General features: G+C 67.3%; 18 protein-coding genes. 10 read left to right on the top strand and 8 right to left on the bottom strand.

Going from position 1 to position 18,804, the window contains the following annotated elements; all coding sequences use genetic code 11:
- Positions 1-223 precede the first annotated feature (223 nt).
- From GOY17_RS11595 to GOY17_RS11575, 5 genes are all read right to left on the bottom strand, one after another.
- Entirely contained in the window at positions 224-607 is a 384-nt protein-coding gene (locus GOY17_RS11595) for an arsenate reductase/protein-tyrosine-phosphatase family protein (protein ID WP_198173669.1), read from the bottom strand.
- 150 nt (positions 608-757) lie between these two features.
- Positions 758-1,630, bottom strand: a complete 873-nt coding sequence (ligD, locus tag GOY17_RS11590; protein WP_157030522.1) for a non-homologous end-joining DNA ligase — start codon at positions 1,628-1,630, stop codon at positions 758-760.
- 27 nt (positions 1,631-1,657) lie between these two features.
- Positions 1,658-2,578 (bottom strand): non-homologous end joining protein Ku, encoded by a 921-nt coding sequence (gene ku / locus GOY17_RS11585; RefSeq protein ID WP_157030521.1) that lies wholly within the window; start codon positions 2,576-2,578, stop codon positions 1,658-1,660.
- A 123-nt stretch (positions 2,579-2,701) separates the two neighbouring features.
- Complete coding sequence (locus GOY17_RS11580) at positions 2,702-3,226, bottom strand: hypothetical protein (protein WP_157030520.1); 525 nt, start codon at positions 3,224-3,226, stop codon at positions 2,702-2,704.
- A 381-nt stretch (positions 3,227-3,607) separates the two neighbouring features.
- Entirely contained in the window at positions 3,608-4,309 is a 702-nt protein-coding gene (locus GOY17_RS11575; RefSeq protein ID WP_115841714.1) for a pirin family protein, read from the bottom strand.
- Positions 4,310-4,425: 116 nt separating this feature from the next.
- Between GOY17_RS11575 and GOY17_RS11570 the strand changes: the two genes are divergently transcribed.
- A complete protein-coding gene (locus GOY17_RS11570; protein WP_157030519.1) occupies positions 4,426-5,343 on the top strand; it encodes a LysR family transcriptional regulator in 918 nt (305 codons plus the stop codon).
- Positions 5,344-5,422: 79 nt separating this feature from the next.
- Here GOY17_RS11570 and GOY17_RS11565 read toward each other — a convergent pair whose 3' ends face one another.
- Both GOY17_RS11565 and ligD (GOY17_RS11560) read right to left on the bottom strand, forming a co-directional pair.
- Positions 5,423-6,799 carry a S8 family peptidase gene (locus tag GOY17_RS11565; protein WP_198173668.1) on the bottom strand — a complete coding sequence of 459 codons (1,377 nt, stop codon included), beginning with the start codon at positions 6,797-6,799 and terminating at the stop codon, positions 5,423-5,425.
- Between the two features lie 472 nt (positions 6,800-7,271).
- Positions 7,272-9,845: a DNA ligase D gene (gene ligD / locus GOY17_RS11560; protein ID WP_157030518.1), complete on the bottom strand. Its 2,574-nt coding sequence runs from the start codon at positions 9,843-9,845 to the stop codon at positions 7,272-7,274.
- A gap of 149 nt (positions 9,846-9,994) precedes the next feature.
- Here ligD (GOY17_RS11560) and GOY17_RS11555 point away from each other — a divergent pair, with 149 nt between their 5' ends.
- The 4 genes from GOY17_RS11555 to GOY17_RS11540 all read left to right on the top strand — a co-directional run bounded on the left by GOY17_RS11555 (position 9,995) and on the right by GOY17_RS11540 (position 14,264).
- Positions 9,995-10,624 (top strand): glutathione S-transferase family protein, encoded by a 630-nt coding sequence (locus GOY17_RS11555; RefSeq protein WP_157030517.1) that lies wholly within the window; start codon positions 9,995-9,997, stop codon positions 10,622-10,624.
- Positions 10,621-11,448 carry a hypothetical protein gene (locus GOY17_RS11550; protein ID WP_157030516.1) on the top strand — a complete coding sequence of 276 codons (828 nt, stop codon included), beginning with the start codon at positions 10,621-10,623 and terminating at the stop codon, positions 11,446-11,448. Before GOY17_RS11555 ends, GOY17_RS11550 begins: the two co-directional genes overlap by 4 nt.
- A gap of 533 nt (positions 11,449-11,981) precedes the next feature.
- Positions 11,982-13,607, top strand: coding sequence for a POT-type proton-dependent oligopeptide transporter (locus GOY17_RS11545; RefSeq protein ID WP_157030515.1), 1,626 nt, complete (start codon positions 11,982-11,984; stop codon positions 13,605-13,607).
- A gap of 48 nt (positions 13,608-13,655) precedes the next feature.
- The gene (locus GOY17_RS11540) at positions 13,656-14,264 is read left to right on the top strand and encodes a rhomboid family intramembrane serine protease (RefSeq protein WP_157030514.1); all 609 of its coding nucleotides are present in this window, start codon (positions 13,656-13,658) and stop codon (positions 14,262-14,264) included.
- 49 nt (positions 14,265-14,313) lie between these two features.
- Here GOY17_RS11540 and GOY17_RS11535 read toward each other — a convergent pair whose 3' ends face one another.
- On the bottom strand, positions 14,314-14,496 hold the full coding sequence (locus GOY17_RS11535; protein ID WP_157030513.1) for a hypothetical protein: 183 nt from the start codon (positions 14,494-14,496) through the stop codon (positions 14,314-14,316).
- A 228-nt stretch (positions 14,497-14,724) separates the two neighbouring features.
- On the opposite strand from GOY17_RS11535, the gene GOY17_RS11530 reads away from it, so the two are divergent.
- From GOY17_RS11530 to cfa, 5 genes are all read left to right on the top strand, one after another.
- Positions 14,725-15,405: a hypothetical protein gene (locus GOY17_RS11530; protein ID WP_157030512.1), complete on the top strand. Its 681-nt coding sequence runs from the start codon at positions 14,725-14,727 to the stop codon at positions 15,403-15,405.
- A gap of 39 nt (positions 15,406-15,444) precedes the next feature.
- Positions 15,445-15,723 carry a GNAT family N-acetyltransferase gene (locus tag GOY17_RS11525; RefSeq protein WP_115841705.1) on the top strand — a complete coding sequence of 93 codons (279 nt, stop codon included), beginning with the start codon at positions 15,445-15,447 and terminating at the stop codon, positions 15,721-15,723.
- A 201-nt stretch (positions 15,724-15,924) separates the two neighbouring features.
- Positions 15,925-16,638, top strand: coding sequence for a pseudouridine synthase (locus tag GOY17_RS11520; RefSeq protein WP_157030511.1), 714 nt, complete (start codon positions 15,925-15,927; stop codon positions 16,636-16,638).
- A 79-nt stretch (positions 16,639-16,717) separates the two neighbouring features.
- On the top strand, positions 16,718-17,593 hold the full coding sequence (locus tag GOY17_RS11515) for a PdaC/RsiV family protein (RefSeq protein WP_157030510.1): 876 nt from the start codon (positions 16,718-16,720) through the stop codon (positions 17,591-17,593).
- A 74-nt stretch (positions 17,594-17,667) separates the two neighbouring features.
- Positions 17,668-18,795, top strand: coding sequence for a cyclopropane fatty acyl phospholipid synthase (gene cfa, locus GOY17_RS11510; RefSeq protein WP_157030509.1), 1,128 nt, complete (start codon positions 17,668-17,670; stop codon positions 18,793-18,795).
- Positions 18,796-18,804 lie beyond the last annotated feature (9 nt).

Here is an 18,804-nt window from a genome sequence, read left to right as displayed (position 1 = left end):
GTGTGCGTGCGCACTCAACCATCGGCAGCGGATCGCGTGTTCCTCACGCGTCGAAATCTGACGCGCTGCGTCCGTGCGCAACGAATCTATGGTTGCGTAGTTGATGAAGAGATGAAAAAAACACGTTCACGCGAATGAACCTGCGATCGGCGATAACTCAGGTTCAGATGGATGAATCACTTCACGGCATGCGCACGTCGCTGAAGCAATTGGAATGAACGTGTCACAGTTTCGTTCGCCAATCGCGTATACAAGACTCGATGCGTTCGAACGCAATATCGAATGCGCGCTGGTCGCGACCGTAGGGATCTTCGATGTCGCTGCCGTCCTGCCAGTGCGAAAGCATGCACACGCGGCCCCGCAGTGTCGGACACAAAGCGAGCACTGCAGCGACCTGGCGTTGCTCCATTGCGAGGACGAGATCGGATTGCTGCATCAGCACCTTGGTCGCTTGCCGTGCGATGTGATCGCTGGCGTCGTAGCCGTGCGCGGCAAGCGCCGCTTGTGCCTTGGGGTCGATCGGAAAGCCGCGCATCGCGGCGAGCCCGGCGGAGGCGACCTGCATGCCGGGGCGCAGGAGGCGTGCACGCACGATGGCCTCGGCCATGGGACTTCGGCAGATGTTTCCCTTGCAGACGATGAGTAGGCGATGAGTCATGGCGCGACGCTAGCAAAACCGCGCGTACGGGCCATTCATGCTTGCCCGGCAACGTTCACGAATGTGTGCAACGCGTAAAGACCGCGCGTGCGAAGTGGCTCAGGGCGTCACGTCCGAGGGCAGCGTCTGGCGTGCGCGCTGCATCGCGTGCCACGGATCGCGCTTGAGGTTTCGCGCGCGGCGCAGCGCCTTGTGCAGGTCGAATGCACCGGCCTGGCGCACGCGTCCGAGCTCTTCCCACGTCAGCGGCATCGCCACGGTCGCGCCCGGTCGCGCGCGCAGGGACCAGCTCGTCACGCTGGTGGCACCGCGTGAATTGCGCAGCCAGTCGATGAAGATGCGGCCTTCACGCGCGGCCTTCGAAGCCGTCGCGATGTAGCGCTCCGGCGCGCGCGCGACCAGCGAATCGGCAAACGCGTCGCAGAAATCCTTCACCTGCGACCAGTCCGGTCCGCGACGAATCGGCGCCACGACATGCACGCCCTTGCCGCCGGAGAGGCGGACCCAGCTGCGCAGGCGCAGCTCGGCGAGGCGATCGCGCACGTCGCGCGCCGCGGCCTTCAGTGCATTCCATTCGATCCCTTCATCCGGATCCAGGTCGAACACGAGCCGGTCGGGCTTGTCGACGTCGTCGATGTGCGAACCCCAGACATGGAATTCGATCGAGTTCATCTGCACCAGTTCGAGCACGCCGTCGAGGTCCTCGACGTACAGGTAATCGCCCTGGCCGCTGACTTCGCGCAGCGTGATCTCGCCCACGTGCTCGCCGAGCGAATCGGCGTGGTGCTTCTGGAAGAAACACGAACCCGCGATGCCATCGGGGCACCGCACCAGCGAAAGCGGACGCCGCACGAGTTCGGGCAGCATCCAGCGCGAGACCGCGCGGTAGTAGTCGGCGATCTCGCCCTTGGTGATCCCCGCTTCGGGATAGACCACTCGATCGGGGCTGGTGAGCCGGGGCGTCGTGGCCATGCGTCAGCGTCGCATGCGGCGTGCGCGTCAGGCGGACTTGCGCCCGGTGCGCTTCTTCGCCGCGGTCGTCTTCTTCGCGGCCGCTTTTTTCGCGGCCTTTTTCGCCGGCGCGGCCTTGCTGGCCGAACCGCCGCCGCCTCCGCCGCCACCCTTCTTCTCCAGGCTGCGCTTGAGCAGATCGGCGAAGTCGATGACGTTGGTCGCGGCGTTCTCGGGCAGGTTGTCCTCGTCGGCGGTGGCCTTTCGCACGACGTTCTTGGACTTCACGCGGTCCTCTATCACCTTCGTCAGGCGCTCGCGGAAGTCGTCCTTGTAGTCCTCCGGATTCCACTTGGAGCTCATCGATTCGATGAGCTGCTTGGCCATGTCGATCTCGCGCGTGGTGATCTTCCACTTCTCCAGGCTGCCTTCGGGCAGCTTGTAGTCGGCCGGGTCGATCAGCTCCTGCGCGAACCGCAGGATCAGCAGCATCAGCGCGTCGTCCTTCGGCACGACGGCGGCCAGGTACTCGCGCGTGCGGATCACCACGCGGCCCACGCCGGCCTGCCCAGTGCGCTTGAGCACCTCGCGCAGCAGCACGTAACCCTTCTCGGCCTTCTTGCCTGGCTCGAGCACGTAGGGCTTCTCGAAGAACTCCGGGCCGATGGACTCCAGGTCCACGAAGGTGTCGATGTCGACCGACTCCTTGTGGTCGGGCGCGGCGTTGGCGATGTCCGATTCCTCCAGCACGACGTAGCTGCCCTTGTCGTACTCGAAGGCCTTGACGATCTCCTTCCACGGCACTTCCTCGCCGGTCTCGGCGTTGACGCGCTCGTAGCGCACCGGCGCGTTGTTCCGGCTGTCGAGCATGCGGAAGGACAGATCGACGCGGCGTTCGCCGCTCATCAGCTTCACGGGGATGTTGAGCAGACCGAACGACAGGGTGCCGGTCCAGATGGGGCGGGCCATGGGAAACCTCTATCTACCGGACGAACTACCGGATGAACCGGCCGGAGGAGGATGACTTTCCGTGGAACCGCGTTGGCGGGCGGTGAAAGCAGGGCCGCGGCGGGCGCGACCCTGCATGCCCGTTCAGGCGAGGCCGGCGCCCGGGCTAGGCGAGCGGCGCGCGGCGCCGCGGATCCGCCGCGTCTGCCAGATCGCGGCGAACAGATACAGCACGAAGGCCGTGCCGATGGGTCCGAAGAGACGCGGATCCTCGGGGCCTGCGGCATAGGGCGCGCCCAGCGGAAGCCGCGTGAGCGACTCCACGAAAGCCGGAATGAAGTGGAAGAACAGCGCGGTGAGATTGAACAGCGCCGCCACGTAGACGCTGAGGCGACCGAAGCCGCGGCGTCGTTCGGCGAACCAGCCCAGCGCCAGCACGAGCAGCGTGAGCACGCTCAGCACGTGCGGCGCGCCGAAGCCGCCGCGTCGGAAGATGAAAAGCCCGGTAACCGCGGCGCCGATCGTGAACCAGAAGAAGATCGCGCCCGATCGCGAGGTGATGCGGATTTCGCGATGCGCGATGAGTGCGACGAAGCCGGCGATGACGCCGACGATCGCGATGACGGTGTGGAACGCACCGAACGCGGTGATGTCCAGCAGCTCGAGCATGGCATCGTCCTCGTGGGGAACGGCGTGGGCAGAGCCTCTTCGGAGGACAACGGGTAAAGTGGGGTGGGGCGGTCATGCTCGCACTGCACAGCAGGAATGATGCGCCAGCGATCGCATCCCTCACCGTCATTCCCGCGAAGGCGGGAATCCAGGGACGTTCCATGCTTTCCCGATTCGGGTCCGAACCTGACGCCCGCGTCTTCCACAGCCGACACGCACCAACCAGGCGTGAAAAGTCCCTGGATTCCCGCTTTCGCGGGAATGACGGAAAGGGGGGGCTCCCGCCTTCGCGCGACTGACGCAAAGGGGATTCTCGACTTCGCGGGAATGACGGTGCGGGAGAACACCGCGCCCCCTCATCGGAGAGGGCGCGGATGTGCGTTACGGCGCCGAGTCGACCAGCACGACTTCGGCATCCTCCAGCGCCTTCACGGTGATCGCGCCTTCATTGCGGATCGCCGCGCCGTCGCGGGCTTCGAGGCGGATGCCGTTCACTTCGATCGCGCCCTTGGCCGGCACCAGGTAACCGAAACGGGTGCCGTCGAAGCTGTATTCCGCCGACTCACCGGCGGCCAGCGTCAGGCCAAGCACGCGGGCCTGGGCGCGGATCGGCAGCGCGTCCTCGTCGCCGGCGATGCCGCTGGCCAGCGTCACGAAGCGGCCGGAGCGCTCGCCCTTGGGGAAAGGCTTGCTGCCCCAGGTCGGCGCGCCGCCGCGGGCGTCGGGGATGATCCAGATCTGGAAGATCCGCGTGGTGTCCGGCTCCAGGTTGTATTCGGCGTGCTGGATGCCGGTGCCCGCGCTCATCACCTGCACGTCGCCGGCTTCGGTGCGGCCCTTGTTGCCCAGGTTGTCCTGGTGGGTGATCGCGCCGTCGCGGACGTAGGTGATGATCTCCATGTCCGAATGCGGATGCGGCGGGAAGCCCGTGTTCGCGGCGATGGTGTCGTCGTTCCACACGCGCAACGCGCCCCAGCCCATGCGCGCCGGATCGTGGTAGCTGGCGAAGGAGAAGTGATGCTTGGCATCGAGCCAACCGTGGTTGGCTCCGCCGAGGGAGTTGAACGGGCGACGCTCGATCATGACCTTGCTCCGAAGTGGGTGGATTGCGTGGGGCAAACGATAGGCGCCCGGCGGCCTGTAGGGAATGGAACGGATCGAATATGATCGTTTCCATTCCTTGCATGATGGGGCCGCCCATGAAACTGCCCGACCTGGAAGCCTGGGCGATCTTCGCCAAGGTCGCCGAAACCGGCTCCTTCGCCCGCGCCGCGGCCGAGCTGAACCTCTCGCAGGCCACTATTTCCAAGGCGATCACGCGCCTGGAAACGCGCCTGAAGACGGTGCTGTTCCACCGTACCTCGCGGCGCATGTCGCTGACCGAAAGCGGCCGCGGCGCACTGGAACGTGCCAGCCGCATCCTCGCGGAGGGCGAGGCGGTCGAGGCCGAAATCACGGCGCAGGCCGCCAGTCCGCGCGGCACCGTGCGCATGGCGGTGCCGATGTCGTTCGGCATCGAACACCTCGCGCCACTGCTGCCGGAGTTCATGCAGACGTATCCGGACGTCTCGCTCGACGTGGATTTCGACGATGGTCTGGTCGATCTGGTCGGCGGCGGTTTCGACCTCGCGCTGCGCATCTCGGCGCTGGCCGATTCGAGCCTGCTCGCGCGCCGGCTGTGCGGCGTGCGCGTGTTGCTGGTCGCATCGCCGGCGTATCTGGATGCGCATGGACGCCCGCGTCATCCGCGCGAGCTTTCGCAGCACAGCACGCTGTTCTACACGCTGTCGCGTTTCGGTGGCGCGTGGCGGTTCCAGCACAAGCGCCACGGCGATTTCTCGATCAGCGTCAACGCGCAGCTTCGCGTGAACAATGCGGAGGCGCTGAATCCCGCGTTGCTCGCCGGCATGGGGATTGCGTTGCAGCCCGAGTTCCTGGTGTGGCGCGAACTGAAGGCGGGCAAGCTGGAAGTCGTGCTGCCCGAATGGTCGCCGCCGCCGATCGCACTGCACGTGGTCACGCCGCCGGGACGCGTGCGTCCGGCGCGCGTCCAGTTGCTTATCGAACACCTGGTGAAGAAGTTCGCGAAGGCGCCGTGGGCGGAGCGGGCGGGTTAGTCGGATCGCGGATCCAAGTCTGTTCGCCCTCACCCCAACCCCTCTCCCACCTGCGGGAGAGGGGCTTTGAAGCATTACGTTACGGCGTGAGCGACAACGCGTTCGCCGCGGTGATCAATCCCGATCCCGTCGCGTTCGCGCCCCAGCACTCGTTCACTGCCGGGCCCGACGGCTGCGATACCAGCGCGCAACCGGCGCCCCACGGAATCGCGGCGGTGGTCAGGATGTCCTCGACGTCGGCCTGCACGAGGTTCGGGTCCTTCTGCAGCATCAACGCGGCGATGCCGGCCACGTGCGGCGAGGCCATCGACGTGCCGCTCAGGTAGAAGTACGACGTCTTGCCGCTCTGCGTCTGGTACGGGCCGACCACCCACGAACCCGGCGCAGCGACGTCCAGATCCTGTCCCGCGAGCGCACGGCTCGAGAAATCGGCGATGTGGAAATCGGCGGTGTTGGTCGGATCGGGCACGTCGTCGGCGTTCCACCAGTTGCCCGGATTGCCGTCGGCGCCGGGCTTCCACTGCCCGTTCCAGCCCGTGGCGGCCACCGAGACCACCGGCGCGTAGGCACCGGGATAACCCATGCCCGCGTCGCCTTCGTTGCCGGCGGAGGCGACGATCACCACGCCTTTGGAGATCGCGTAATCGATCGCCGCCTTTTCGGACGCATCGAGCGACGGCCCGCCCAGGCTCATGTTGATCACCACCGGCGAGGCGCCCAATGCGCCGCTGGCTTTGAGGTTGGCGACGTAGACGATGCCGGCTGCCACCACCGACGACCAGCCCGAACCGTTCTGGTTGAGCACCTTCACCGGAATGACCGTGGCGCGCGGCGCGGTGCCGTTGATCGGAACGCCATTGAGGCTGTAGCCGAGGATCGTGCTGGTGACGTGCGTGCCGTGCGAGTTCTGGTCGTGTTCCCACTTGTTCGGCGGTTCGGACACGTTGCCCTTCTCGCCGCCGCCGCCGTTGAACGCCTTCGCGAACTGGCTGGCGATGCGTTCCTGCGGGAAGTACTGGCGCCACGTGTCGAGCAGGCCCGTGTCGAGCACCGCGACGTACACGCCGTTGCCGTCGTAGGCGATGGTGCGGCCGGCGCCGAGGTTGGTGACGTCCACGGCGTCCTGGTCCCAGGTGCTCAGGCCGTTGGCGAAATTCGTCGCGCTCACCGTGTCGACCGGGCTGCCCTTGCGTTCGGCATCGGGATTGGCGGCGGTCACGAAGGGCAGGGCGCGTATCGCGGCGAGCTGGTCTTCGGTGGTCTTGAGCGTGACCAGATCGATTTCGGCCACGACGTCGCGCACGGTGCCGTACGTTCCCAGCTTGGCCAGCGTTGCAGGCGTGGCGTCGCCGTTGAGCAGGACGTTCACGCCGATCTGGCGCGTGGACGAAGCGGCCTGCGCGGCGACAGGCAATGCGCAGGCGAGGGCGAGGACGCTCAGGGCTTTGTTGATCACGGGGTGGATCTCCTCGGAGGTGGCCCGTTGCACGGGCGCGGGACAGGGTTTGCCCGGAGCAAACGCGACCGCGACGGGCAACAGGCCGCCCTCGTCCCTGTGGAAGTCCCCATGCCGAAAGCGTGCGCATCCGGTCGGCGGATGGTGCGCGTGGATTTGTTGCGAGCAGGTCTTCTGCTTGTCGGAACGGTGTAAAGGGCGAAGCTGTATGCGGGCGGGTTGGCGCGCCGTTAGCGCGCGGGTGAGCGGAGCGCGCCCCGAGGTTGCCATCGCTGGAGCCTTGCCGCTCGCTACGCGTTGGTCGTCATTCCCGCGAACGCGGGAATCCAGCGCCTCTTCACGCATTCGCCGCACTGCATACAGCCGGCATCCACGCACACGCAAGACGCTGGATTCCCGCGTTCGCGGGAATGACGGGAGGGTTTGACGCCGTTCGGGGTTCCCTCCGGCGCCGCGGCGTTGAGCCCAGCCTCTACTCCGCCGAAAACTTCGACAGGTTCTGCTTGATCTTCTCGATCCCCGACCACGGATCCTTGCGACGTCGCTTCAGGCGCGCGGGCACGTCGGCGATGGTGAACGCGTCGCCACGCTTGAGCTTGGGCAACTCGCTCCACGCCAGGGGCATCGACACCGGTGCACGTGGCCGGGCACGCAGCGAATACGACGCGACGGCCGTGGCGCCGCGCCCGTTTCGCAGGTAGTCGACGAAGATGCGCTTGTTGCGAAGACGCTTGGTCGACACCGACAGGAAGCGGTCGGGTTCGGCCTGCGACATCACTTCGGCGAAGCTCTGCGCGAACGGCTTCACCAGGCTCCAGTCGCAGCCGGGATTCAGCGGCACCACCACGTGCAGGCCCTTGCCGCCGGTGGTGCGCAGGAAGGATTCCAGTTCGAGTTCGATGAGCCGCTTGCGCACGTCCACGGCGGCGCGTTTGACTTCGTCGAACGGCACGTCGGGGCCGGGGTCGAGGTCGAAGACGATGCGGTCGGCGCGATCGGGATCGTCCGCGTGCGAGCCCCACGGGTGGAATTCCAGCGCGTTGAACTGCACCAGTTCCATCAACGCGGCTTCGTCGTTCACCACGAGGTAGTTGGCGTTGTTGCCGGCTTCTTCCTTCAGGCGCACGAATTCGACCAGCTCGAGCCCGGGCGTGTGGTGTTTCTGGAAAAAGCAGGGTTTGTCGGTGCCCGCGGGGCAGCGGATGATCGACAGCGGGCGGCCGGCGATCTCCGGCAGCAGGTGGTCGCGAACCGCGGCGTAGTAGTTGGCGACATCGAGCTTGGTGTAGCCGTCGTCGGGATACAGCACCTTCGTCGGGCTACTGAGTTTCGGCGGCGTGCGCGCGGTTTTCGTCGCCGACTTCGCGGCCTTCTTCGTTGCCGTCTTCGATGCGCTCGTCTTCGATGCGATCTTCTTCGCTGCGGCCTTGGCCGGCTTCGTACCCGAACCGCGATCGCTGTCGGACAAGTCCTCGATGTCCTTGTCGTCGCGAATGGATTTGAGCGACGGCTGCCGCAGAAGGCCCTGTCCGCCGATGCCGCGGAAGTTCACTTCCACCACGAAGCGCGGTTCGAACCACTTCGCGCTGCGCAGGTCGGTGTCGTTCTCCGGCACGTACACGGTCGGTTCCTTCGAACCCGCGCGGCCGAGGCGCTTGCTGATGTCCTTGATCAGCGTGTCGGAAAACCCGCTGCCCACGCGGCCGACGTAGGCCCAGCCGTGGCGCTTGTCGGGCGTGGCGAGCAGCAGCGACCCGAAACCGCTGCGGCTGCCCTTCGGCGCGGTCCATCCGACGACGGCATATTCGTCGCTGTGCAGCGCCTTGGTCTTTCGCCAGTCGTCGCCGCGTCCGGAGTGGTAGGCGCGGTCGGCACGCTTGGAGATGATGCCTTCGAAATCCTGCTGGCCGGCCAGTTCGAACGCCTGCTCGCCGTCGCCCACCGCGTGCGAGCTGTACGACAGGTGGCGCGTGCCGTGGCCGAGGATCTGCTCCAGCAGCGTCTTGCGTTCGATCAGCGGCGCCTTGCTGATGTCCACGCCATCGACGTGCAGCAGGTCGAACAACGCATACGACAACGTGCCCTGGCGTTCACCGGACAGCGTCGCCTGCAGCAGGTTGAAGTCGTCGCGCGTGCCGGAGCCGGCGATGAGTTCGCCGTCGAGCGCGGCCGATTTCAGGCCCAGCGCTTCGATCGCGCCGGTGATCTCGGGCACCTTGTCGGTCCAGTCCAGCGCATTGCGCGACCAGAGCTTGGCCTTGCCTCGCGCGACGGTGGCGACGATGCGATAACCGTCCCACTTGATCTCGTGCACCCACTGGTCGCCTTCGGGTGGCGCGTCGCCGAGCTTGGCCAGCTGCGGCGCGAAGAACTCCGTCGGCGCGGCGGCCTTGCGTGCGCCGGGCAACTTCATCGCCAGCTTCGCCCAGTCGCGATGCCGCGTCGCGCTCTGCACCGGCACTTCGGTTTCGCGCTTGCGTTTGGCCTTGCCCCGTCCGGCGCGCTTGGCGTCTTCCTCCGGCGGCGGCGTGACGTCGGCGAGCAGGTCGTCGGCTTCCAGCGTGCCGGCGTATTCGTCCTTGTCCTTGAACAGCAGCCATTGCGGCTGACGCGCCGGTTTTCCCGAGCGCACCAGGTGCCAGCCGCCCTTGAGCTTGTCGCCGAACAGTTCGAACTTCAGGTGGCCCTTGGCAAGCTGTTCTTCCGGGTCGTAAGGCGTCGCCCACACGCCGTGGTCGAACTGCGCGACATGGCCGCCGCCGTAATGGCCCTTCGGAATTTCGCCTTCGAACTCGGCGTAATCGACCGGATGGTCCTCGACTTCGACCGCCATGCGCTTGACGTTCGGGTCGTAGCTCGGTCCCTTCGGCACCGCCCAGCTTTTCAGCGCGTCGCCGATCTGCAGGCGGAAGTCGTAGTGGCGGCGGCTGGCGTGATGCAGCTGGACGACGAAGATCGCACGTCGGCCCTGCGGCAGGCGCTTGCCGGGCTCGGGTTCGCGGGTCTTGGTGAACTGCCGCTTGCGGCGGTATTCCGTCAGGCTCATTGCATCGGCGTGGCGCGGGCGGGACTTCACCATCCGCCCGCGCGGGTGGACGCCGCGCGAAAGCCTGAAGCGGGAATGACGTGACCTTCCGCCCGGTTCGCCGCATGAACGGCATGCGATCATTCGCGCTCATTCCGGGGGAATGCCGCATGTACCGTCTTTACTACTCGCCCGGGGCGGCGAGTCTGGTCGTCCATTGGCTGCTCATCGAGCTGGACGTCCCGCACGAACTCGCGCTGGTCGATACCAAAGCCGGCCAGCAGAAAAGCGCGGAGTACCTCGCGCTCAATCCCAATGGCGTGGTGCCCACGCTCGTCGCCGACGGCCAGCCGCTGTACGAGGCTGCGGCGCTCGTGCTGCACGTCGCCGATCGCCATCCGCAGGCGGGGCTCGCGCCGGCGCTGGACGACCCGCAGCGCGGCGCGTACCTGCAGTGGATCCTTAACCTCGCCAACACGCTGCAGTCGCCGCTGCGGCTGTGGTGGTATCCGCAGGACATCGACGCCGACCACACCGACCGCGTGCAGGCCGGCGCGCGCGGCCGCATCGAGGCGACGTGGGACCGGCTCGACGCGCACCTCGCCGCGAACGGTCCGTACCTGCTGGGCGATCGCCTGAGCGCGGCGGACTTCTACCTGACGATGCTGATGCGCTGGACGCGCAACATGCCGCGCCCGGGCCACACGTGGCCGCATCTGGCGACGCTGGCCGAACGCATGAAGGCGCGGCCGTCGTTCCGCACGCTCTACGAACGCGAGGGGCTGACCGAATGGGCATGAACCTTTCGACCGCCGCGCGCGCGGCGTTGGCGACCATGTGCGCGGCCGGTGCGCTGCTCGCCACCGGCTGCAAGGAAGTGCAGGACATCCGCGAGGAACTGGGCTGGAGCCAGCAGAAGGAGGCGCCGCCACCGCCGCCGGTGGTGAGCCTGGACGACCGCTGGGTGCCTGCCGATGTCGCCGTGGCCGATGCCGCGCAGACGCAGTGGTCGTCGCGCTGGTGGCAGTGGGCCAGCCGCTTCGATGGCAAGGCGCCGTACCAGGATCGCGATGGCAGCCGCTGTGCGGAGCACCAGGACGGTCCGGTGTGGTTCCTCGCCGGCACCGACGGTTCGTTCGACGCGATGCGCACCTGCACGATTCCGGCCGATCGCCACCTATTCGTCCCGCTGATCACGCGGGCCGTCGGCGCCGGCGAGCCGGGCGAGACGGAAGCGCTCAGCTGCACGCAGAAGCAGCAGCGCGCGGCGAACTTCGTCGACCACGTCTACACCGGGCTCGTGCTGCTCGATGGCCGTCCCATAGGCCAGTACCAGCGCATGCGCGCCGCCGGCGAGTCGTGCTTCACGCTGACCTCGAACGACCCGGCCGTCGCCACCGACGGCTACTGGCTGATGCTCAAGCCGCTGCCGCCAGGCCAGCACACGCTGGCGATCGCTGCGGCATACCGCGAAGGCCCGCGTCAGATGATGCAGAACTTCCAGTACACGCTGGAGGTGCAGGGTGCGGAGCCGGCGGCCGATGCCGCTTCGATCGCCGAAGAAGACGGCGCCGGATTCGATGACGCCGCGGACCTGGCCGATGGAGTGGAAGCGGCGGACTAGGTTTTGCGGTCGCGCCCGCCGCCTTTCCATGCCGTCATTCCCGCGAAGGCGGGAATCCATGCTTCCGTACCGTCATGCCCGACGGCGGCGGAAGGCGTGACGCTGCCATAGCTGGATCCCCGCCTGCGCGGGGATGACGGGTGGGGAGCGGAGTCGCCTTTTGATGCTGTCATTCCCGCGTAGGCGGGAATCCATCCGTCCGCATCGTCACGCCCGAGGCGGGCGGAAGACTTGATCCGGCCAGAGTTGGATCCCCGCCTTCGCGGGGATGACGAGGTGGTTTGCGAGCGGCTTCTCGATGCTGTCATTCCCGCGAAGAGGCAGGAATCCAACCCTCCGCATGGTCACGCCCGAAGGCTGGGCAACCCATCCCGCCCAGCCCAGCACTTCGCTTGCCGCGGCCCCCTTGGTACTCTCCGGGCACGGCGGGGTCTGAGCTCCGCCTGTTTTTTGCCCGTCGCCGACGCACCGCGACGGGCGCCGTCCCGCCAGGCGAACGGAGTCGCGGCGATCACGAGTACAGGCAGAACCGGATGACGATTCCCGCGACCGCAGCCCCGGCCGAAAGCAGCAACAGGCTTCCGCGCCAGATTCCCTACATCATCGGCAACGAAGGCTGCGAGCGCTTCAGCTTCTACGGGATGCGCAACATCCTGGTGCAGTTCCTGGCCTCCAGCGCGCTGCTGGCGTACCTGCCCGAAGGCGAGCGCGCGGGCATGGCAAAGGAGGTCTTCCACACCTTCGTCATCGGCGTGTACTTCTTCCCGCTGCTTGGCGGCTGGCTGGCCGACCGCTTCTTCGGCAAGTACCGCACGGTGCTGTGGTTCTCGCTGATCTACTGCGCCGGCCACGCGTGCCTGGCGCTGTTCGAGAACAACCGCAACGGCTTCTACACCGGTTTGTTCCTGATCGCGCTCGGCTCGGGCGGCATCAAGCCGCTGGTGGTGTCGTTCGTCGGCGACCAGTTCGACCAGACCAACAAGCACCTGGCGCGCAAGGTCTTCGACGGCTTCTACTGGATCATCAACTTCGGCAGCTTCTTCGCCTCGCTGCTGATGCCCATCTTCCTGCGCGAATACGGGCCGGCGGTGGCGTTCGGCATCCCGGGCGCGCTGATGTTCATCGCGACCTTCATCTTCTGGCTCGGCCGCAAGCAGTACATCAACGTGCCGCCGGCGGCGTCGGATCCGAACTCGTTCCTGCACGTCGCGCGCACCGCGCTGCTCGCGCCGGGGCAGGGGCGCGGCGGTTTCCTCGTCGCGATGGGCGGGTTCGCGCTGGCGGCGGGCCTGCTGCTCGGCTGGGCGCTGCATGCGACGGTCGGTCTGTCGTGGTGGCCCGAATCGTTCGGCTTCGTCATCTCCGCGTGTCTGGCGCTGGGCGCGGTGATCGCCTTCGGCGGCATCGGCACGTCGATGCAGCTCGACCGCGCCCGCGGCGCGCATCCGGACGCGGCGGTCGACGGCGTGCGCGCCGTGCTGCGCATCCTGATCGTGTTCGCGCTGACCACGCCGTTCTGGTCGCTGTTCGACCAGAAGGCCTCGACGTGGGTGCTGCAGGGCAACCAGATGGCGATGCCGCACGACGCGTGGTGGTGGCCGAGCTGGCTGGTGCGCGACGCCGCGCAGATGCAGGCGCTGAATCCCGCGCTGGTGATGCTGCTGATTCCGTTCAACAACCTGGTGCTGTACCCGGCGCTCAAGCGCATGGGCTTCGAGCCCACCGCGCTGCGCCGCATGGGAGCGGGCATCGCGTTCTCGGGCGTGGCCTGGGTGATCGCCGGCGCGCTGCAGCTCTACATCGACGGCGGCGACCCGGTCTCGCTGGCGTGGCAGATCCTGCCGTACGCGCTGCTGACCTTCGGCGAGGTGCTCGTGTCGGCGACCGCGCTCGAGTTCGCTTACAGCCAGGCGCCGCAGGCGATGAAGGGCGTGATCATGGCCTTCTGGTACCTCGCCAGCACGTTCGGCAGCCTGTGGGTGCTGCTGACCAACGCGGGCGTGCGCAACGACTACGTGACCTCGCACATCGGCGCCACCGGGCTCAGCGAGAACGCCTTCCTGATGTTCTTCTTCGCCGGCTTCGCCTTCATTGCGGCGGCGGCGTTCGCGCTGTACGCGCGGCGTTACCCGATGCAGGACAACTACCGTCACGCCTGATCCTCCATGATCGGGCGATCGAACCGGACGAACACTGGAACCCACTGAATGCTGACCTTCGCCCTGATCGCCGTGACCGTGCTGGTGTCCTGGCTCGCCTTCGAGCGGCCGGCGCTGCTGGACCGCCTGATCCTGTGGCCGCCGGCGATCGACCGGAAAAAGCAGTACGACCGGCTGCTGACGCATGGCTTCATCCATGCCGACTGGTCGCACCTGCTGTTCAACATGATCACGCTGTATTTCTTCGGCCGTGAGATCGAGCGCGTGATGGCCGAGCTGGTCGGGCCGCTCGGGTTCGTGCTGTTCTACCTGTCGGCGATAGTGATCGCGATCCTGCCGACGTACCTGCGCCACCGGCACGATCCCACGTACCGGAGCCTGGGCGCGTCGGGCGCGGTATCGGCGGTGCTGTTCGCCTTCATCCTGCTGCAGCCGTGGGCGCTGATCTTCGTGTTCTTCCTGCCGATGCCGGCGATCCTGTACGCCGTCATGTACATCGGCTATTCGATCTACATGGACAAGCGCGGCGGCGACAACATCAACCACAGCGCGCACATCTCCGGCGCGATCTACGGCGTGTTGTTCATGCTGCTGATGGAGCCGCGCTTCGGCGGGGCCTTCCTGCAACGGCTGATGAGCCCCTCGTTCGGGGGCTGATGCGGCAAGGCATCGCGGCGGGGCATCGCGCCCCGCCCGGTATTCCGGGTTACGCCGCGACGCAGGCGGTGTCGGGTTCGGCGTCGCCGTAGGTCTGGAGCAGGCGCGAATAGACTTCGGCGTCGATCTGCGCGGTTTCCACGGTGTGGCGGTCGTTGCGCGCCAGTTCGTACAGGCGGGACATCAGTGCGTCGTCGCTCAGGTGGTCGAGCGTCAGGTGATGCAGGGTCATTGGTGTCCTCCCGGGCGTGCGGAGCGCTTCCCCAAGCGCATTTCCGGTACTGGATCACGCAGATTCCGTGCCACACGTCGTGATGAGGATCTGGCCGACGCGATGTGACGCAAGCGGTCAGATCCGGTCGCCACGCGTTCGCGCGCGTGACGCAGCGGGTCGGCGCTCACCCGGCATGAATGCAGCCCGTGATATGCCGGAATTCCCCGTTGAGCCAGGAGTCCAGGCATGGCGATGAGGAAGGCCGGCAAGAAGACCACGGCCCGCAAGGCGCCCGCGAAGAAAGCCGCTTCGAAGAAGACCGCGAAGAAGGCACCTGCGAAGGCAGCGAAGAAGGCCGTCGGCAAGGCCGCGAAGTCGGCCAAAGCGGCGACGAAGAAGGTCCCCGCGAAGAAGGCTTCGACGAAGAAGACCGCGGCCACGAAGGCCCCGGCGAAGAAGTCCGCGACGAAGAAGGTCGCCACCAAGAAGGTCGCCACCAAGAAGTCCGCGGCGACGAAGGTCGCAGCGAAGAAGACCGCCGCGAAGAAGACCGCCGCCCGGAAGGCCACCGCCAAACAGGCGACCGCCGCCCGCAAGACCCCCTCGCGCCAGACGCCTTCCAACGCAACCGCCGCCGCCAAGGCGCCGCGTCGTCGTGCTCGCGAGGAGAAGCCGCAGATCACCCCCGAGCAGGCGTTGGCGAACACGCGCGAATTGCTGGCCGCCAAGCAGGAGCGCGATCACCAGCCGCCGCCGTGGCAGCAGTTCGAGGCGAACCACGGGCACGGCGGTGGGTCGGGCGCGATGTCCGACAGCGCCGCCGAAAAAGCCCAGGAACTGCACAACGCCGAGATCCGCCTGGAGGGAAACCAGGGCCACATCAGCAGCCAGGATCGACGCAACCAGGGCAAGCGCGATGCACGCTGAGCGCGGCATGATCGCGCCTGGCTTCCACCGGATTCCGTCATGACCACGCACCAGATCGAGCACGATCCCGCATCGGGCGTCTTCACCACCACCGTCGATGGCGAGGTCGCCGTGCTGGAGTACCAGCGCGAAGGCGACCGCCTGGTGATCACCCACACCGGCGTGCCGGACGCCATCGGCGGGCGGGGCATTGCAGGCGAACTGGTGAAGGCCGCCTTCGAATACGCCAAGGCGCAGGGCTGGCACGTACATCCCCGGTGCGCCTACGCGGCCGCGTGGGCGGAGCGGCATCCGGAATACAACCAGCTGCTCGCCTGACGGCCCAAGTCAGTGGCCGGAAGCGGCGGTTCCGTGGCGGCAGGCGCCGGATTCAGACAGCCCGCCCGGAAGCGCCGCTTTCCCGGCCCCTCGGCCGACGGGGAATCGCCTTGAGCGCCCGCCGGGGTGCGTGGAAGGCCAAGGTGTGACAGCATTCGCGCCCCGTCCCCCGACACCCGCGCCGCATCGGCGCTACCGCGCATGCGCCTGAACAAGCACATCAGCGACACCGGCTACTGCTCGCGGCGCGAGGCCGACGGCCTCATCGCCGAAGGCCGGGTCACGGTCAACGGCCTGCGCGCGCGCGTCGGCGCCGAAGTGGGCGAGGGCGATGAAGTCCTGGTCGACGGCCAGCCGCTGAAGGCGCGCACGGTCGCAAAGAACAAGCGCCAGCACGTCTACATCGCGCTCAACAAGCCGGTCGGCGTGACCTGCACGACCGAGTCCACGGTGAAGGGCAACATCGTCGACTTCGTCGGCCACGAACGCCGCATCTTCCCGATCGGCCGCCTGGACAAGGATTCCGAAGGGCTGATCCTGCTGACCAGCAACGGCGACATCGTCAACGAGATCCTGCGCGCCGAGAACAAGCTGGAGAAGGAATACCTGGTCGCGGTGAACCACGCGGTGACCGACGAATTCCTGCGCGGCATGGCGCGCGGCGTACCGGTGCACGGCGAAACCACGCTGCCGTGCAAGACCGGGCGCCTGAACCGGTTCGGCTTCCGCATCGTGCTGGTGCAGGGCCTCAACCGCCAGATCCGCCTGATGGCCGCGCACTTCGGCTTCCGCGTGAAGCAGCTCATGCGCGTGCGCATCGGCAACGTCAAGCTCGGGCACCTCAAGCCCGGCCAGTGGCGCAACCTCACCGACGCCGAACTGCGCGGCCTGTTGCCCAGGCGCGACAACTGGTAATCCCGCGCGCGGCCCGGGATGCGTCGATCCGGGCATCACGCCGCCGCCGCTAACCTGCGGCGATGACAAGGGATTGCCCATGAAGCGATTGTTGTTGCCCCTCGCGCTGTCCGCAGCGCTCATCGCGTGCAAGCGCGAACCCGAACCCGCCGCTCCCGTCGCCACCCCCGGCGCGCCCGCCACGGCGCCGGGCGATACGGCCATCGTCGCGCCTGCCGACGTGAAGCTGGAAGACGTGTCCGAATCCACGTCGGACTACATCATCGGCATCAGCTACCAGGTGCCGGCCGAGCAATACCCGGGCCTTGCCGCGGAGCTGAAGAAATACGCCGACACCGCGCGCAACGACCTCATCGAAGCCGCCAAGGCGCGCAGCCAGCCGGGCGGTGCGACCAGCGCGCCGTACGACCTGTCGCTGAGCTTCACCGAACTGATGCACACGCCCGACGTGGTGGCCGTGGCCGCCGACGGCAGCAGTTACACCGGCGGCGCGCACGGTGCGCCGCTGATCGCGCGCTTCGTCTGGTTGCCGAAGCAGAACCGCCTGCTCACGGCGCAGCAGCTGGTTCCGAGTGCCGCCGGCTGGACGGCCATTTCCGACTACGTTCGCGAGCAGCTGCACGCGGCGCTGTCGCAGCGCGTGGATGCCGACGACCTGCCTGCCGACGAACGCGCGGAAGTGGTGAAGAACGCCTCGAAGATGATCGACGACGGCACGCAGCCGGATCCGTCGGATTTCGCGCTGTTCGAGCCGGTCGCCGCGCCCGACGGACGCCTGTCCGGCCTGCGGTTCGTCTTCGCGCCCTACCAGGTCGGGCCGTATTCGGACGGCACGCAGACGGTGGAAGTGCCCGTCGACGTGCTACTGCCGCACCTGGCGCCGGAATTCCGGCCGCTGTTCGCCGCCGCGCCCGCGCCGGCCCCCGTCGCGACCCCGACGCCTCCGGCGCGCTAGGATCGGGCATCCCGGCCACGTCGGCCGGGCACACCGACGCCGGGCAGGCCGGCGTCCGCCTCGCCGGAGTCGCCATGTCCGCATTGCGCAGTCGGGTCGAGCAACTGTTGTCGTTGGCCGATGTCCGCCTGGACGGCGACCGGCCCTGGGACCTCCACGTCGAGGACGAGCGCTTCCACGCGCGCGTGCTCTCGCAAGGCTCGCTCGGCCTGGGCGAGTCGTACATGGACGGGTGGTGGCGCGTGCCGTCGCTGGACGGAATGCTCTACCGCATGATCGCGGCGGACCTCGACCAGAAGGTCCACGGCATCGGCTTGGCCATCGACGCGATGCGGGCGCGCTTCACCAACCTGCAGAGTCGCCGGCGCAGCTTCCAGGTCGGCGAGCGCCACTACGACCTCGGCAACGACCTGTATCGCGCGATGCTCGGCAAGCGCCTGGTCTACAGCTGCGCGTACTGGCGCGACCGCGACGGCGCGCTGATCGACAACCTCGACGACGCGCAGGAAGCCAAGCTCGACCTGGTCTGCCGCAAGCTCGGCCTGCAGCCGGGCATGAAGGTGCTCGACATCGGCTGCGGCTGGGGCGAGGCGCTGAAGTTCGCGGCCGAACGCTACGGCATCACCGGCGTCGGCGTGACGGTCTCGCGCGAACAGGCGGCGTTCGCGCGCGAGCTGTGTGAGGGATTGCCGATCGACATCCGCCTGCAGGATTACCGGGAGCTCGATGAGCGGTTCGACCGTTCGTTCTCGCTGGGCATGTTCGAACACGTCGGCGTGAAGAACTACCGCACGTACTTCGAAGTCGCGCAGCGCTGCCTCGGCGACGACGGCCTGTTCCTGCTGCACACCATCGGCACCAACCGCTCGGTGCGGCATACCGATCCGTGGATCGGCAAGTACATCTTCCCGAACTCCATGCTGCCGTCGGCCGCGCAGATCGCGCAGGCGAGCGAAGGGTTGTTCGTGCTGGAGGACTGGCACAACTTCGGTGCCGACTATGACCGCACGCTGCAGGCCTGGCGCGCGAACGTCGAACGCGCCTGGCCCCAGCTAGACGAGCGCTACGACGAGCGCTTCCGCCGGATGTGGCGCTTCTATCTGTCCGCGTCGATGGCGACCTTCCGCAGCCGGCATTCGCAGCTTTGGCAGCTGGTGCTGTCGCCGAAGGGCGTGGCGGGCGGTTACGTCGCACCGCGTTGAGCGGCTTCG

It is taken from the genome of Lysobacter soli (assembly GCF_009755585.1).
GTDB classification, from domain to species: Bacteria; Pseudomonadota; Gammaproteobacteria; order Xanthomonadales; family Xanthomonadaceae; genus Lysobacter_J; species Lysobacter_J soli.
This window is presented reverse-complemented; position numbering and strand designations above follow the sequence as displayed.

What these genes read in the sequence shown, in the direction of transcription:
- GOY17_RS11530 (WP_157030512.1), top strand. Translation starts at nt 14,725, where the DNA reads ATGGCGATGAGGAAGGCCGGCAAGAAGACCACGGCCCGCAAGGCGCCC.
- cfa (WP_157030509.1), top strand. Translation starts at nt 17,668, where the DNA reads ATGTCCGCATTGCGCAGTCGGGTCGAGCAACTGTTGTCGTTGGCCGAT.
- GOY17_RS11580 (WP_157030520.1), bottom strand. Translation starts at nt 3,226, where the DNA reads ATGCTCGAGCTGCTGGACATCACCGCGTTCGGTGCGTTCCACACCGTC.
- GOY17_RS11550 (WP_157030516.1), top strand. Translation starts at nt 10,621, where the DNA reads ATGAACCTTTCGACCGCCGCGCGCGCGGCGTTGGCGACCATGTGCGCG.
- GOY17_RS11595 (WP_198173669.1), bottom strand. Translation starts at nt 607, where the DNA reads ATGGCCGAGGCCATCGTGCGTGCACGCCTCCTGCGCCCCGGCATGCAG.
- GOY17_RS11535 (WP_157030513.1), bottom strand. Translation starts at nt 14,496, where the DNA reads ATGACCCTGCATCACCTGACGCTCGACCACCTGAGCGACGACGCACTG.
- GOY17_RS11540 (WP_157030514.1), top strand. Translation starts at nt 13,656, where the DNA reads ATGCTGACCTTCGCCCTGATCGCCGTGACCGTGCTGGTGTCCTGGCTC.
- GOY17_RS11525 (WP_115841705.1), top strand. Translation starts at nt 15,445, where the DNA reads ATGACCACGCACCAGATCGAGCACGATCCCGCATCGGGCGTCTTCACC.
- GOY17_RS11515 (WP_157030510.1), top strand. Translation starts at nt 16,718, where the DNA reads ATGAAGCGATTGTTGTTGCCCCTCGCGCTGTCCGCAGCGCTCATCGCG.
- ligD (WP_157030522.1), bottom strand. Translation starts at nt 1,630, where the DNA reads ATGGCCACGACGCCCCGGCTCACCAGCCCCGATCGAGTGGTCTATCCC.
- GOY17_RS11570 (WP_157030519.1), top strand. Translation starts at nt 4,426, where the DNA reads ATGAAACTGCCCGACCTGGAAGCCTGGGCGATCTTCGCCAAGGTCGCC.
- ligD (WP_157030518.1), bottom strand. Translation starts at nt 9,845, where the DNA reads ATGAGCCTGACGGAATACCGCCGCAAGCGGCAGTTCACCAAGACCCGC.
- GOY17_RS11545 (WP_157030515.1), top strand. Translation starts at nt 11,982, where the DNA reads ATGACGATTCCCGCGACCGCAGCCCCGGCCGAAAGCAGCAACAGGCTT.
- GOY17_RS11520 (WP_157030511.1), top strand. Translation starts at nt 15,925, where the DNA reads ATGCGCCTGAACAAGCACATCAGCGACACCGGCTACTGCTCGCGGCGC.
- GOY17_RS11575 (WP_115841714.1), bottom strand. Translation starts at nt 4,309, where the DNA reads ATGATCGAGCGTCGCCCGTTCAACTCCCTCGGCGGAGCCAACCACGGT.
- GOY17_RS11555 (WP_157030517.1), top strand. Translation starts at nt 9,995, where the DNA reads ATGTACCGTCTTTACTACTCGCCCGGGGCGGCGAGTCTGGTCGTCCAT.
- ku (WP_157030521.1), bottom strand. Translation starts at nt 2,578, where the DNA reads ATGGCCCGCCCCATCTGGACCGGCACCCTGTCGTTCGGTCTGCTCAAC.